The following is a 13,913-nucleotide window of genomic DNA, read 5'->3' on the forward strand; positions in this document are numbered from 1 at the left end:
AGGGAGGATCGACATGGGTAACCTCAAGCTTACATCCGCAGTCCTGGCCCTGTGCCTTGGCGCGGCTCCGGCTTTCGCGGCCGAATTCAACCTGACCTACGCCTCGCCCTATACCGAGACGCACCCCTACGGTGCCGCAGACGCGGAATGGATCGCCCGGATCGAGGAACAGTCCGGCGGGCGCGTCGACATCACGCCCTACTGGGGCCGCGCGCTGATCACCAGCCGCGAAGGGGTCGACGAACTGGCCGCCGGCGTCGCCGACGCGGCCTATATCGCGCCTATTTACGCGCGCTCGGGCTATGACATGAACCGCCTCGTGCCGGGCATGTTCTACGGCTACACCGATCCCGAGAAGGTGCTGGACGTCTATATGGACCTTGTCGAGGAATTCCCGGTGTTTTCCGAGGAACTCGAGGGCGTGCACGTGGTCGGCTACAACGTCGGGACTCCGATGCACCTGTTGCTGCGCGGCGGTCCGGTCAACACGCTGGACGATCTGAAGGGGCTGCGTATCCGTTCGGCGGTGGACTTCATTGGCCCGCTTGCCGCTTTCGGGGCCGAGGGCGTGACGATGCCGATGACCGAGACCTATCCCTCGCTTGAAAAGGGCGTGCTGGATGGCGTGATCGCTCCGTACGAGGCGCTGAAATCGCTGAGCTTCGCCGAGGTGGTCAGCTATTACTCCGAACTGCCGCACAGCCGGGGCGCCTATCCGTCGCGCGGCATCAATCAGGCGGTGTGGGACGGACTGCCAGAGGACATCCAGAAGATCTTCGACGACAATACCGCGTGGCTAAGCGCGCGGACGCTGGAACTGTCGCAGGAGGCCGAAGAGGTCGGCCGCGCCTATGGAGAGGAAGAAGGCGTCGTGTTCAACCCGGTCGACGAGGCGGTGGTGGCCGAATACGCCAAGGCCTTCGCCCCGGCGATCGCCGAGGTGGCCGCCGAACTCGACGGCATGGGCAAGCCCGGCACCGAGGTGCTGGAGAAGATCCGCGCCGCCTACGGCGAGTGACGCGCGCAGGCTGAGACCGAACCGGGGGCGGGCGCCGCCCCCGGACCGACAAGCAACGGAGGCAGGGCGTGTTGAACGGGATCGACAGGGGAGTGGGCGCGCTGGTGCGCGTGGCGGCGTTCATCGGCGTGCTGTCGCTGGTGGCGCTGATGGCGCTGACGGTGGTGACCGTCGGCTTCCGCGCGGTGCGGGTCGCGTTTCCGGGCACCTACGTTCTGGCCGAACTGCTGCTGATCCCCGCCGTCTGCTGCGCGCTGGCCTATGCCGCGTGGACCGGGGCGCATACGCGGGTCGAGTTGCTGACCCAGACCTTCCCGAAACGCGTGGCGCAGATCGTGCATGGCATCGTGTTGCTGCTCAGCCTCGGCTTCTGGGGCATCGTCGCCTACGCTGCGCTCGAGGAAGTCCTGCGCCGCAGCGCACAGGGCGAGACCTCGCCCATCCTCGACATCCCCGTCGCGCCGTTCCGGTGGATCATGTTCGCCGGCATCGTGCTGGTGATCGCGGTGATCCTGCTGCGCGCGGTGCAATCCCTTCTCGGCAAGGACGTGACCGAATGACACCTATCGCCGCCGGTTTCGTCGGCATCGGGGCGCTGTTCTTGATGCTCGCCTTCGGAATGCCCATCGGCTTTGCCATGGGGCTGGTCGGGGCCCTGGGCTTCGGGCTTCTGATCTCGTTCCACGCGGCCTTCATCAAGGTGGGCGTCGTGGCGTTCGACCTTTCCACCAACTACGCCATCGGAACCGTGCCGCTGTTCCTGTTCATGGCGCATATCCTGTTCGCCTCGGGCATCGGGCAGGACCTGTATGACTTCGCCGCCCGCTGTCTTGGCCATCGCAAGGGCGGGCTGGCGATGGCGACGGTCGGGGCGTCGGCCGGGTTCTCGGCGGTCAACGCCTCGTCGCTGGCGACGACGGCGACGATGGGGCTTATCGCCCTGCCGGAGATGCGCAAGCACGGCTACTCGGTCTCGCTTGCCTCGGGCAGCGTCGCGGCGGGGGGCACCATCGGCAGTCTCATCCCGCCTTCCGGCATGTTCATCATCTATGGCATCCTGACCGAGACCTCGATCGGCGACATGTTCGCGGCCGGGATCATTCCGGGCGTGCTGCTGGCGGTGTTCTACATGATCTCGATCGCCATCCAGTGCCGGATGAACCCCGCCGCCGGTCCCGCCGGGCCGCGGTTCGGCTGGTCCGAGCGGCTGCGGGGCTTCCGCAAGACCGGCGACGTGATCTTTCTGTTCGGCTTCGTGATGGGCGGCATCATCTGGGGCTTCTTCACCCCGACCGAGGCCGGCGCAATGGGGGCATTCGGCGCGCTGGTGATCGCGGGTGTGCGGGGGCGGCTGGATTTCGGCGCGGTGCGGAAGGCAGCCTACGAGACGCTGAAGACCACCGGCATGATCTTCGGCATCCTTCTTGGCGCTCTGGTGTTCAACGCCTTCATCACGGTGACGACGATCCCGCTGAACATCGTGGGCTGGGTCACCTCGATGGACTGGCCGCCGCTTGCGATCCTTGTGCTGATCCTGCTGGTGTATTTCTTCCTTGGCATGATCCTTGACGCCTCGGCGATGATGACGCTGACGGTGCCGCTGTTCTTCCCGCTGGTGACCGGGCTTGGCTATGACGCGGTGCTGTTCGGCGTGCTGGTGGTGCGGATGACCGAGATCGCGCTGATCACGCCGCCGGTGGGAATGAACGTTTACGTGCTGTCCGGCGTGGCGAGGGATATTCCCTTGTCGAAGATCTTCCGCGGCACCGCGCCTTTCGTGGTGACGGACGTGATCCACGTCGTGCTGTTGCTGGCTTTCCCGGCACTGGTGTTGTGGCTTCCCGGCCTGTGACCCCCAAAGCCCCAGTTTCGGCGTGACCTCGTGCCGGAACCATGCTCATTTCGGTGCATGATTTCCGATGCTGACCGCGATCTTCTGACCCGCATGTTCGACGCCGCCGTTGCCGCGGCGGACCCGAAACAGGCTATGGCCGCCGTGCTTCCCGCAAAGCCCAAGGGCCGCACCGTGGTGATCGGCGCGGGCAAGGGCGCGGCGCAGATGGCGGCGGCCTTCGAAGAGCTGTGGGACGGCCCGGTCGAGGGCGTGATCGTCACGCGCTACGGCTATGCCGCGCCGTGCAAGTCGCTGAAAGTGCTTGAGGCCGCCCATCCCGTGCCGGACGCCGCCGGGCAAGTGGCGGCGCGTGCATTGCTGGCTGCGGTCGAGGGGCTGACCGAGGACGATCTGGTCGTCGCGCTGGTTTGCGGCGGCGGCTCGGCCCTGCTGCCTGCACCGCCGGGCGCGTTGACGCTGGAAGACGAGGCGGCGCTCAATCAGGTGTTGCTGGCCTCGGGCGCGCCGATTTCGGCGATGAACGCGATCCGCAAGCAGGTGAGCGGGATCAAGGGCGGACGTCTAGCGGCGGCGGCCCATCCGGCCAAGGTGGTCAGCCTGATCGTCTCGGACGTGCCGGGCGACGACCCGGCGCAGGTCGCCTCGGGGCCAACGGTGCCGTGCGGACAGGACCGCGCCTCGGCGTTGCGGCTGGTGAAGTCCTACGGGATGACCCTGCCGCCGAAGGTCGCGGCCTTTCTCGAGGACGCCGCCGAGGATGCCCCGAAGCCCGACGATCCGGTTTTTGCCCGCAACGAGGTCCACGTCATCGCCTCTGCCGCCCGCTCGCTGGAGGCGGCGGCGGCTGTGGCGGAAGCCGAGGGGGTGAAGGCCGCGATCCTGTCGGACGCCATCGAAGGCGAGTCCCGCGAGGTCGGCAAGCTGATCGCTGCCCTGTCGCGTGAGGTTCTGCTGCGTGACCGGCCCTTTACCCGGCCCGTTGTCCTGCTGTCGGGCGGCGAGACGACCGTCACGCTGGGCAACGCCAAGGGCGGACGCGGCGGGCGGAATACCGAGTTCCTGCTGTCGTGGCTGTTGGAGGTCGACGGGATGGAGGGTCTGGCGGCGCTCGCCGCCGACACCGACGGGATCGACGGGTCCGAAGACAACGCGGGCTCCTTCGCCACCGGTGGCAGCGCGGCGCGGATGCGGGCGGCGGGCATCGCACCGGACGACGCGCTTGCCGCGCACGATGCATGGGGCGCGTTCGATGCGGCGGGCGATATCTTCGCGCCGGGTCCGACCGGCACCAACGTCAACGATTTCCGCGCGATCCTGATCCGCTGACCGGCCCTTCCGGGGCTTTGATTCGGACGGTATTTCAATTCCTTGCCGACTGAAGTCGACACAATCCCCGAACGGCATTCGGGATAAGGCCGGGCCTGCGAACAATTGCGCTGCCGGCGCCGCCAAATGCGGCGAAGGCGTGGCGGGCGACGGCGCCGGCTCCCGAGCTCGAACCGTTCCCGCGCCGCGTCCGGGGCGCCGAAAATCACGGTTTGCCGATGCCGAGGTGGATTTTCCAGTTCTTGCAGGGGCCTGCGCTTGGTTAAAGCGCATTTTCGGTCGGAACGGACGGTTTTCCGCGTATCGGTTGCTGCCTCAATTGCGCAACCATTGGATGAATCCCGCATTGAAAACCAAGGAAAATCCCGCCCAAAGGTGACCGGAATTTGCCCCATTTCAGACATATTCACCTTCCGTAAGACCGTTCCCGCCCGCTAGCTTGGTCTTAGCTGCTTCGAAGAGGGGCGCCGTCCGGTGCTGCCGGACATAAGGCGCAAAGGGATCCGTTCATGACGTTCGACGACGTTCACATGCCGCTTGCGGCTTGCGATGATTGCGACACCGACCGCGCCGTTCGGGCGCCGGCCGACCCGGCACGTCGCGCCGGAAACGACAGCATGTCGGAAACACCGTGCTTCACGCCGGGCACGATGATCGCAACCACACGGGGCGCCGTCGCGGTCGAGGATCTGCAACTCGGCGACCGGGTGATGACGCGCGACAACGGCTTTCAGGAAATCCGCTGGATCGGCTCGCGCGCGCTGGGGCCCGAGGACATGGCCGCCAAGCCGCACCTTCAGCCGGTGCTGATCCGCAAGGGCGCGCTGGGGAACGACCTGCCGTCGCGCGATATGTACCTCAGCCCGAACCACCGCGTTCTGGTCGCCTCGGAGATGACCGCGCTGTATTTCGAGGAACGCGAGGTGCTGTGCGCCGCGAAGCACCTGATCAACAACCGGGGCGTCCATCAGGCGCGTCAGGACCGGGTCACCTACATCCATTTCATGTTCGACCGACACGAGGTCGTGCTGTCCGATGGCGCGTGGTCGGAAAGCTTCCAGCCGGGCGACACCGCGTTGCGGGGGATCGGCACCGCGCAGCGGCAGGAGATCTTCCAGCTGTTCCCCGAACTTCGCGCCGCAAGCGGGCAGGCGGGCTTTCTGGCCGCGCGCCGCGTGCTGACCCCGACCGAGGCCCGACGGCTTCATTCGTGACGCGAAATTAATCCGGCCGCCCATGTGTTCCGCCAGACCGTGACGACCGGACCCGAGCCCCGCTGCGGTGGACTGCCACGGCGGGGCTCTCTTTTTGCGCCCGCACTGGACAGGTGGGGGTCACCGCGCCACATTCACCCGCAGAGTGGTTAGGGCAAGGGGCTTCAATGGCACGGGCGTGGCACCATCTTCCGGTTTCGGCAATCGCGGTTCTGTGGAACCTTCTGTTGCTGGGCGACTTCCTCGGGCTGCAACTGAAGGCTCCGCTGTATATGTCGTGGCTGACGCCCGATCAGGCGGCGTGGTTCGCGGCGACCCCGTCCTGGGTGCTGATCGTCTGGGCCTTGGCCGTGGCGACCGGGCTTCTGGCGTCGATCCTGCTGGTGTCGCGCATGGCGACGGGGGCGTTCTTCGCGCTGTCGTTTCTGGCCTGGTGCGCGGTTCTGGTGGCGCTGCAGGTGCTGCGCGACCCGCCGCTGTGGGACGTGATGGGCGACCGCAGCCTGTGGATGATCGGCGCGGCCATCGTTCTGGCCTTCCTGTTCTTCCTTTACGCCCGCTGGATGCACGCGCGCCTGCGCCACTGACCTAGCGGTTTCGCGCGCGCCACTCGGCCCAGTCCTCGGGCGTGTCCAGATCGGTCAGCGCGTGGCGGTCGGGCAGGGGCACGATCTCCTGCCGCTCGCGTTTCAGCACGTCACGGCCTCCGGTATCGCCGTCAAGCGCCATCAGCGCCGCGAACAGCCTGCGTGGCACCACCGCCGGCGAGCCGGGGGTGCCATCCGCCCCTGCGGCCCGGATCACGCTGTCGCCGTCCAGCGCATCGAACCGTGCCGCCAGCACCAGCAGGTCACCGGTGTCGAGGTCCGGCATGTCGGCCATCACCATCATCGCGCCCGCCGCCGTGTCGGGCAGCGCCGCCAGCCCCGCGCCAATGGACCGGGACATGCCGTCGCCCGCGTCGGGCACCGTCACCCGCGTCTCGACCAGTCCATTCAGTTCCGCCGCGCGCGGTGTCGGCTCGGGCGGGAGCAGGGCGATCACTGGCAGGCCGGTCGCCACCGCCCGCCGCGCGCTGCGCTGCAGCAGCGTCTCGTCGCCGATCCGCTCCATCAGCTTGTCGCGTCCCTTCATCCGAGACGACGACCCGGCCGCGAAGAGCAGGATGGTGAGGGGGATCATCTTTCGGGGATCAACCCGCGCGGGCTGAACCGCAGGACCAGCACCAGGATCAGGCCCATGATGAACAGCCGCATGTGGGCTGCCGAGGCCAGCAGGTGCGCTTTCAGCCAGCTGCCGTCCGCCATGCCCGAGGTGACGAACTCCATCAGTTCGCGGCCACGGGGTTCGACCTCGACCCACAGGTACCAGACAAGGAAGCCGCCCAGCACCGCGCCGAAGTTGTTGCCCGAGCCCCCGACGATCACCATCACCCAGACAAGGAAGGTGAACCGCAGCGGCTGGTAGGTGCCGGGGGTCAGCTGGCCGTCCAGCGTCGTCATCATCGCGCCCGCGATGCCGCAGACCGCCGAACCCAGGATGAAGATCTGCAGGTGCCGGCGGGTGACGTCCTTGCCCATCGCCTCGGCCGCGACCTCGTTGTCGCGGATCGCGCGCATCATGCGGCCCCACGGCGAGTTCAGCGCCTTCTGCGACAGCCACAGCAGGATGGCGAGCACCACGACGAACAGGCCCGCGTAGGCCAGTTTCACGGTGATCGACGAGGCGGCCACCGGGTCGATGCCCCATGCGCTCATCCGGGCGACGAAGGCGTCAGAGTTCTGCAGATCGACCTCGTAGGGCACGGGGCGCGGCAGGCCGATGACGTTCTTCACGCCACGTCCCAGCCAGTCCTCGTTTTTCAGGACGGCGATGATGATCTCGGCGATGCCCAGCGTCGCGATGGCAAGATAATCGGACCGCAGGCCAAGAGCGGTCTTGCCGATGGCCCATGCCGCGCCCGCCGCAAGCAGGCCGCCCACCGGCCATGCGACGAGGATCGGCAGGCCCAGACCGCCAAGGTATCCGGTGGCGGCGGGGTTCACGGCCTCGACGGCGCCGACGGCAGGGTCGAATACCGCGCGGAAGACGAAGAAACCGACGACGAGGATCGCGGCCACGGCTAGGGCGCGGGCCCGGCCCTTGGCCATGCGCTTCCATGTCATGATCGCCGCCGCGATGGTCGCCGCGCCCAGCGCGAGACCTGCCAGCAGGCCCAGACCACCTGCGGCCCACGCCTCGGCGACGGGGGGCATCCCCACCAGCACCGCCGCCAGTCCGCCCAGCGCGACGAAGCCCATGACGCCGATGTTGAACAGGCCGGCATAGCCCCACTGCATGTTCACGCCCAGCGCCATGATGGCGCTGATCAGGCCCATGTTCACGATGCCAAGCGCCACGTTCCAGCTGCGCTCGAAGCCCGACAGGATGATCAGCCCGAAGACGAGGGCGAACAGAAGGATTGCGCGCATGTTGGGGGTCATACCGCTTTCCCCTTGAAGATGCCGGTCGGGCGGAACAGCAGCACGATCACGAGGATCACGAAGCTGACCGCGAATTTGTAGTCAGTGGACAGAAGCTGCACGAGCCCGTCAGGCGCCCAGTCTCCCGGCCAGAGATAGGTGATCACCTTCTTCCACGCGTAGGTCACGGTGACTTCCGAGAAGGCGATGACGAAACCGCCGACGATGGCCCCAAGCGGCGAGCCGAGACCGCCAACGATGGCGGAGGCGAAGATCGGCAGCAAAAGCTGGAAATAGGTGAAGGGCTTGAACGTCTTGTCGAGGCCGTAAAGCACGCCCGCCACCGTCGCCAGCGCGGCCACGATGATCCACGTGATCGCCACCACCCGTTCGGGGTTGATCCCCGACAACAGGGCGAGATCCTCGTTGTCGGAATAGGCGCGCATCGACTTGCCGGTGCGGGTGTGGTTCAGGAACCAGAACAGCAGCGCGCAGACGATCACCGCCGTGACGATGGTCAGGCCCTGGCTGGTGCGGAACACAAGGCCCTCGTCCAGCCCCGTCATCTCGCGGAAATCGCGGGCGTTGATGATGAACCGCGCGCCGTCGTCGAACCGCTGGTCGTCGGGGCCGATGATGAAGCGGACAAGGCCGTTCATCATGAACATTACGCCCATCGATACGATCACAAGGACCACGGGCTTCGCCTTCTGCTCGCGGTAGAAAGAATAGATCACCCGGTCGGTGCCCAGCAGCAGCAGCGCGGTCACGACGATGCCGATGGGCAATGCCAGCAGCGCGGTGGGTAGCGGGCCAAGCGAGACGCCCATGCCCTGAAGCCACCACGTCGCGAGGATCGTCACCATCGCGCCGAAGGCCATGGTGTCGCCGTGGGCGAAGTTCGAGAACCGCAGGATGCCGTAGATCAGCGTCACCCCCAGCGCGCCCAGCGCAAGCTGTGCGCCGTAGGCCGTCGCCGGGATGATCACGAAGTTGGTCAGCGCCACCAGCGCGTTCAGCAGATCCATGTCAGCGGGCTCTCCGCACCAGTCTTGTCTCAGTCTTCCTGCAAGGCCCGAAACGCGGCGTGTCCGCCACCTCCCGCGCCCCGAATTGCACGTTTTGTTGCGGACGCGCCGCACCCGTGTTCCCGCCAGTTTCGGATGCCGCGCCTTCGGCGTCCAGAAAAATGGAAACCCGCGCCGTCATCCGGCCTCCCGGTCCTCGAACGCGCCACACTGGCCCGCGCCGGTGTCGATGGCCGGATTCGAGATCAGCTGCTCGGTCCGGCGGTAATCGAACGCGCCGTCGGGCTTCAGGGTCCAGACGTGCAGGATCTCGACGCCGTCGGCGGTCTGACCGGCGGACAGCGACATCTGCCGGGTGCCGTCGTCGGAGGGCACCACGCTGACCTGCGGCATGCCACGGTCGCCCTCGAAGCCAAGGTAGGTCCGTCCGAACTCGCCGTTGCGGAGGATGGTGAAGGCGGGCAGGGGCTGCGCGGTGCAGTCCCCGGCGCGGCAGTATTCCGTCCACTCGCAGCGGGAGACCGACTCGATCCGCGCCACGTCGGGCGCGCCGACCGGGCGCAGCAGCAGGACCGTTACGACCACCGCCGCGATTGCAGCGATCAGCGCGGCCCCCAGCGCCTTCATCCGAGGCCCTCGCAGGTCAGGAACAGCGCCTCGGCGTCACCCGCCTGCCGGATCAGCAGCGCGGCATCGCCGCCCATCGGGACCAGCACCTTGCTGTCCCAGACGAACGGGCCGGTCGCGCCGTTCTGCTGCGCCTCGTAGGTTTTGCCGTCCATCACCAGTTCGAAGGTCCGCAGGTCGCCGTCCTGCGACAGCGGCGCGACGGTGAACTCCAGCGCCGATGCGTCGCCCGAGCAGCCGCCGGCGGCGTCGCACAGGGTCGCGGCGGTGCAGGACACCTCGTAGACCGAGCCCTCGGCCACCGCCAAACCGGGCAAGCCGTGCAGGGCGCAGGTGGCGGCGCATAGCAGCGCGGCGCCGCGGGGGATGCGGTCGGATGGGGTCATGAAAGCTCTCCTGAAATACGCCTTACCCGCCAAGGAAGCTGCGCCGGACTTCGGGGTCTGCCAGCAGCGCTGCGCCCGTGTCGGTGAACCGGTTTGCGCCCTGCACCAGCACATAGCCCTTGTCGGCGATCTCCAGCGCCTGCCGGGCATTCTGCTCGACCATCAGGATCGAGATCCCGGTGCGTGCCACTTCGATGATGCGGTCGAACAGTTCGTCCATCACGATGGGCGACACCCCGGCGGTGGGTTCGTCCAGCATCAGCACTTTGGGCTGGGTCATCAGCGCGCGGCCGACGGCGACCTGCTGGCGCTGGCCGCCCGACAACTCGCCCGCGTTCTGGCGGCGCTTGTCCTTGAGGATCGGGAACAGGTCATAGACCTGCTCCATCGTGGCCCGGATATCGTCGCGGCGCAGGAACGCGCCCATCTCAAGGTTCTCTTCCACCGTCAGCGAGGTGAACACGTTCGAGGTCTGCGGCACGAAACCCATGCCCTTGGCGACCCGCGCCTGCGGGGTCAGCGTCGCGATGCTTTCGCCGTCCAGCCGCACGTCGCCGCCGCGCAGGTCCAGCATGCCGAACACCGCCTTCATGGCGGTCGACTTGCCTGCGCCGTTGGGGCCCACGATCACCGCGATCTGGCCTTTGTCGACGGCGATGGTGCAGTCGTGCAGAATATTCGCCCCGCCGCCGTAACCGCCGGTCATCGCGTCGCCGATCAGGAAGGGCTCGTCCGTCGCGCCGTGTTTGGCGTGGCCGCTGTAATGGCCCGGCTGCATCTCGCCCTCGGGCTGCGGGTTGGCGATGGACCGGTCCCGGTTGCCTCGGTCTTCCTGCCAGGAATTCTGGTTCACAATCCGGTCTCCACGATCGCCTTCAGCGCCTGTTCGTGCCGCAAGGCGTGGTCATGAGTCAATCGCTCCGCCTGCGCGACGGTGCGAACCGAAACGATCGTTGTTCCAAGAGCATGCAGCGAGACCAGTTCGACCAGCCCGTCCTCGGCCTGCCGCGTTGCGCGCGAGAAGGCGGGGAAGTCGTCGCCCGCCAGTGCGAAGCGGCCCAGTTCCTCGGATCCTTCGGGAGGCGGGGCCATGTCGTCGATCATGCCCGCCAGTTCGCCCGCGCTCAGCGACACCTCGACCGTGTCGAAGACGGTGGGCACCTCGGCCACGATCATGGCGAGCGTGTCGGTCTCCCAGATCAGCGTGCGGGGGCCGTCGGGGCGGGCAGGGGTCAGGCCTTCCCACAGCGTGCCGTCCGGGCAGAAGGCCACGCTGCCGGCGATGTCGGTGCACTCCGCCGCGGTGGCGGGCGCCGCGGCAAGGGTCAGAAGCGTGGCGGCGGCGAGATTACAGAAGCGGCGCGTCCGCCGTGATGCGGAAGCCGCCGAGGAAGTCCTTGTGCAAGTCGCGGGCATTTCCATCCTCGATGCTGTTACCGGTGATCGTGATGAACTGTATCAGCAAATCGCCGCGCACGAGATAGGAATGCAGCAGGTTGAGCGGTTTCGTCCGTCCGGGGATGGAATAGGACAGGTTCCCGGCGATCTCGCCGTCCACCTCGCCGCCTTCAAGGCTGTCGACCTTGAACCGTCCGTCCTCGTCGCCCTGCTTGATCACGAGGTCGGTCAGGATCGCGTTCTCGATCTGCTCGCGCGAGACCTGTCCGGGGTTCACTTTCTCGACGATGACCTTGCCGAAGCTCTCGCCGCTGTTGCGGAACATCGCGACGCCCTCGGCCTTGCCCGCTTCGAGCGGTGACCAGACCTGTTCGCCGCCGCAGAAGGTCAGCTTGGAATGCACCTGCGCGCAGTCGTCGTCGCCAGCCTGAACGGCCCCGGCGAATACAAAAAGCCCAAGCGCCGCGGCGCGGATAAGTCGGAAAGTCATACGTGCCCCTCTTCGTTGCCTGCTACGGCGACGCGGAGGCCGCCGTCTTGTTCTTGAGACCGGTGCCGAGGTACGCCTCGATCACCTGCTCGTTCGCCTTGATCTCGTCGATCGTGCCTTCGGCCAGCACCCGGCCTTCGGCCATCACGATCACCGGGTCGCAAAGCCTCCCGATGAAGTCCATGTCATGCTCGATCATGCAGAACGTGTAGCCACGCTCTTTGTTGAGCCGCAGGATCGCGTCACCGATTGTGTTCAGAAGGGTCCGGTTCACGCCGGCGCCGACTTCGTCGAGAAACACGATCCGTGCGTCCACCATCATGGTTCTGCCAAGCTCAAGCAACTTTTTCTGTCCACCCGACAGGTTGCCTGCCTTCTCGTCGGAAAGGTGATCAATTGTAAGAAATTCAAGAACTTCGTCGGCTTTCTTCGCCAATTCCCGCTCTTCCTGCGCCACCGTGCCACGGTGGAACCATGCATTCCAAAGCGTCTCGCCTGCCTGATTTGCGGGCACCATCATAAGATTTTCGCGCACCGTCATCGACGAGAACTCGTGCGCGATCTGGAAGGTGCGCAGCAGGCCCTTGGCGAACAGCTCGTGCGGCGGCAGGCCGGTGATATCCTCGCCCCCCATCAGGACGCGGCCCGACGTGGGTTCAAGAACGCCAGCGATCACGTTGAAAAGGGTTGTCTTTCCGGCGCCGTTGGGTCCAACGAGCCCGGTGATCGAGCCCTCGCGGATCTCCAGCGAGGCTCCGTCGACGGCATGGAAGCCCCCGAAATGCTTGTGCAGGTCTTCGACGACGATCATGCGGGTCCGTCCGGTTGGTGCGCGGCCCGGAACATGCCGGACCGCGCTGTCAGTCTTAGCGGAATTCGACGGTCGAGTAGGCGCTGCCTTCGACCATGTATTCGCGGTAGGTGCCTGCGGCCTCGCCCGGGCCGATCAGCTCGACGTTGGTCGCGCCGACATAGTCGATCTCGCCACCTTCGGCGAGGATCTCCAGCGCCTTGGCCAGTTCACCCGGCAGGATCGGCTCGCCCGGAGCGTTCGCCACGTCCAGCAGGTTGGCGGCGGCGGCGGCGCTGGTGGCCTCGCCCCCGGCAGCCATCGCCAGCGCCAGCAGGGCGGCGGCGTCATAGCTTTCGCGGGTGAACGAGCTTTCGCCGTTGATGCCGGCGGCCTCGGTGATCGCGGCGAAGGCGTCAGCGCCTTCCCCCTGGCTCCACGGCACCGCGCCGAACGAGCCTTCCATCATGTCGCCCAGATCGGCGAGCAGCGCGTCGGCATACATGCCGTCGCCCATCATGAAGGTGTCGAACGCGCCGGTGTCGACGGCCGACTGGATGATGCCCTTGCCGCCTTGGTCGGCGTAGCCCAGCACCACCAACACGTCGCCGCCAGCCGAGGCCAGCGTCGCGACTTCGGCCGAGTAGTCGGCCTTGCCGTCTTCGTGCGGGACGTTCGCGGTTACGGTGCCGCCGTTGGCTTCGAAGTTGGCGATGAAGCTGTCGGACAGGCCCTTGCCGTAGTCGTTGTTGGTGTAGGTCACCGCGACCGAGGTGATGCCCTTGGACTCGAGGATGTCGGCCAGCACTTCGCCCTGACGCGCGTCGGACGGCGCGGTGCGGAAGAACAGGTCGTTGTCCTCGGCGGTGGACAGGGCGGGCGAGGTGGCCGACGGCGACACCATCGGGATGCCGTTCGGCACCGCGACGTTGGCCAGAACCGCACCGGTCACGCCCGAGCAGTCGGCGCCCATGATGGCGACGACGCCGTCCGAGGTCACCAGACGCTCGGCCGCGGCGGTCGCGGCGGCGCTGTCGATGCAGGTCGAGTCCGCGCGGACCGGCTCCAGCATCAGGCCGTCGAGGATGCCGCCGGCGTCGTTGATCTCGGTCAGCGCCAGTTCGGCGCTGTCGGCCATCTGCGGGGTCAGCGATTCAATCGGGCCGGTGAACCCGAGGATGATGCCGATTTTCACGGCGCCCCCGTGGCTTTCGGCCTGCGCGCCACCGGCGGTCATCGCAGCGACTGCGGCCGTAGCCATAAGCAGCTTTTTCATGGAACTCTCCCTGTGAGTATAACTCTTGTGGGCGGCAGCGTAG

The 13,913-nt window shown here is 66.8% G+C and carries 16 protein-coding genes; 6 read left to right on the forward strand and 10 right to left on the reverse strand.

The features are described 5' to 3' along the window. The first annotated feature begins 13 nt into the window (after window positions 1-13). From ACP156_RS07235 to ACP156_RS07260, 6 genes are all read left to right on the forward strand, one after another. Window positions 14-1,018, forward strand: a complete 1,005-nt coding sequence (locus ACP156_RS07235) for a TRAP transporter substrate-binding protein (protein ID WP_425050593.1) — start codon at window positions 14-16, stop codon at window positions 1,016-1,018. Between the two features lie 68 nt (window positions 1,019-1,086). Beyond that, the gene (locus ACP156_RS07240) at window positions 1,087-1,578 is read left to right on the forward strand and encodes a TRAP transporter small permease (protein ID WP_425050594.1); all 492 of its coding nucleotides are present in this window, start codon (window positions 1,087-1,089) and stop codon (window positions 1,576-1,578) included. After that, window positions 1,575-2,870 carry a TRAP transporter large permease gene (locus ACP156_RS07245; RefSeq protein WP_425050595.1) on the forward strand — a complete coding sequence of 432 codons (1,296 nt, stop codon included), beginning with the start codon at window positions 1,575-1,577 and terminating at the stop codon, window positions 2,868-2,870. The genes ACP156_RS07240 and ACP156_RS07245 overlap by 4 nt, the downstream gene beginning before the upstream one ends. Window positions 2,871-2,927: 57 nt before the next feature. After that, a complete protein-coding gene (locus tag ACP156_RS07250) occupies window positions 2,928-4,199 on the forward strand; it encodes a glycerate kinase type-2 family protein (protein ID WP_425050596.1) in 1,272 nt (423 codons plus the stop codon). 509 nt (window positions 4,200-4,708) lie between these two features. Then, window positions 4,709-5,413, forward strand: coding sequence for a Hint domain-containing protein (locus tag ACP156_RS07255; protein ID WP_425050597.1), 705 nt, complete (start codon window positions 4,709-4,711; stop codon window positions 5,411-5,413). A gap of 167 nt (window positions 5,414-5,580) precedes the next feature. Further along, a complete protein-coding gene (locus ACP156_RS07260) occupies window positions 5,581-6,000 on the forward strand; it encodes a hypothetical protein (protein ID WP_425050598.1) in 420 nt (139 codons plus the stop codon). Window position 6,001: 1 nt separating this feature from the next. Here ACP156_RS07260 and ACP156_RS07265 read toward each other — a convergent pair whose 3' ends face one another. From ACP156_RS07265 to ACP156_RS07310, 10 genes are all read right to left on the reverse strand, one after another. Next, window positions 6,002-6,595: a nucleotidyltransferase family protein gene (locus tag ACP156_RS07265; RefSeq protein ID WP_425050599.1), complete on the reverse strand. Its 594-nt coding sequence runs from the start codon at window positions 6,593-6,595 to the stop codon at window positions 6,002-6,004. After that, window positions 6,592-7,896 carry a branched-chain amino acid ABC transporter permease gene (locus ACP156_RS07270; protein ID WP_425050600.1) on the reverse strand — a complete coding sequence of 435 codons (1,305 nt, stop codon included), beginning with the start codon at window positions 7,894-7,896 and terminating at the stop codon, window positions 6,592-6,594. The genes ACP156_RS07265 and ACP156_RS07270 overlap by 4 nt, the downstream gene beginning before the upstream one ends. After that, window positions 7,893-8,903 carry a branched-chain amino acid ABC transporter permease gene (locus ACP156_RS07275; protein WP_425050601.1) on the reverse strand — a complete coding sequence of 337 codons (1,011 nt, stop codon included), beginning with the start codon at window positions 8,901-8,903 and terminating at the stop codon, window positions 7,893-7,895. The genes ACP156_RS07270 and ACP156_RS07275 overlap by 4 nt, the downstream gene beginning before the upstream one ends. A 177-nt stretch (window positions 8,904-9,080) precedes the next feature. Next, on the reverse strand, window positions 9,081-9,530 hold the full coding sequence (locus ACP156_RS07280) for a hypothetical protein (protein ID WP_425050602.1): 450 nt from the start codon (window positions 9,528-9,530) through the stop codon (window positions 9,081-9,083). Further along, window positions 9,527-9,916 carry a hypothetical protein gene (locus ACP156_RS07285; protein ID WP_425050603.1) on the reverse strand — a complete coding sequence of 130 codons (390 nt, stop codon included), beginning with the start codon at window positions 9,914-9,916 and terminating at the stop codon, window positions 9,527-9,529. The genes ACP156_RS07280 and ACP156_RS07285 overlap by 4 nt, the downstream gene beginning before the upstream one ends. Window positions 9,917-9,938: 22 nt before the next feature. Beyond that, a complete protein-coding gene (locus ACP156_RS07290) occupies window positions 9,939-10,769 on the reverse strand; it encodes an ABC transporter ATP-binding protein (protein ID WP_425050604.1) in 831 nt (276 codons plus the stop codon). Further along, entirely contained in the window at window positions 10,766-11,188 is a 423-nt protein-coding gene (locus tag ACP156_RS07295; RefSeq protein WP_425050605.1) for a hypothetical protein, read from the reverse strand. The genes ACP156_RS07290 and ACP156_RS07295 overlap by 4 nt, the downstream gene beginning before the upstream one ends. Before the next feature lie 76 nt (window positions 11,189-11,264). Continuing rightward, window positions 11,265-11,804: a hypothetical protein gene (locus tag ACP156_RS07300; protein WP_425050606.1), complete on the reverse strand. Its 540-nt coding sequence runs from the start codon at window positions 11,802-11,804 to the stop codon at window positions 11,265-11,267. 22 nt (window positions 11,805-11,826) lie between these two features. Further along, window positions 11,827-12,615, reverse strand: coding sequence for an ABC transporter ATP-binding protein (locus ACP156_RS07305; RefSeq protein ID WP_425050607.1), 789 nt, complete (start codon window positions 12,613-12,615; stop codon window positions 11,827-11,829). 55 nt (window positions 12,616-12,670) lie between these two features. After that, window positions 12,671-13,870: an ABC transporter substrate-binding protein gene (locus ACP156_RS07310; protein WP_425050608.1), complete on the reverse strand. Its 1,200-nt coding sequence runs from the start codon at window positions 13,868-13,870 to the stop codon at window positions 12,671-12,673. Window positions 13,871-13,913: the final 43 nt, after the last annotated feature.

Origin of the sequence: Psychromarinibacter sp. S121, assembly GCF_049801035.1 — a bacterium.
Taxonomy (GTDB): Bacteria; Pseudomonadota; Alphaproteobacteria; order Rhodobacterales; family Rhodobacteraceae; genus Psychromarinibacter.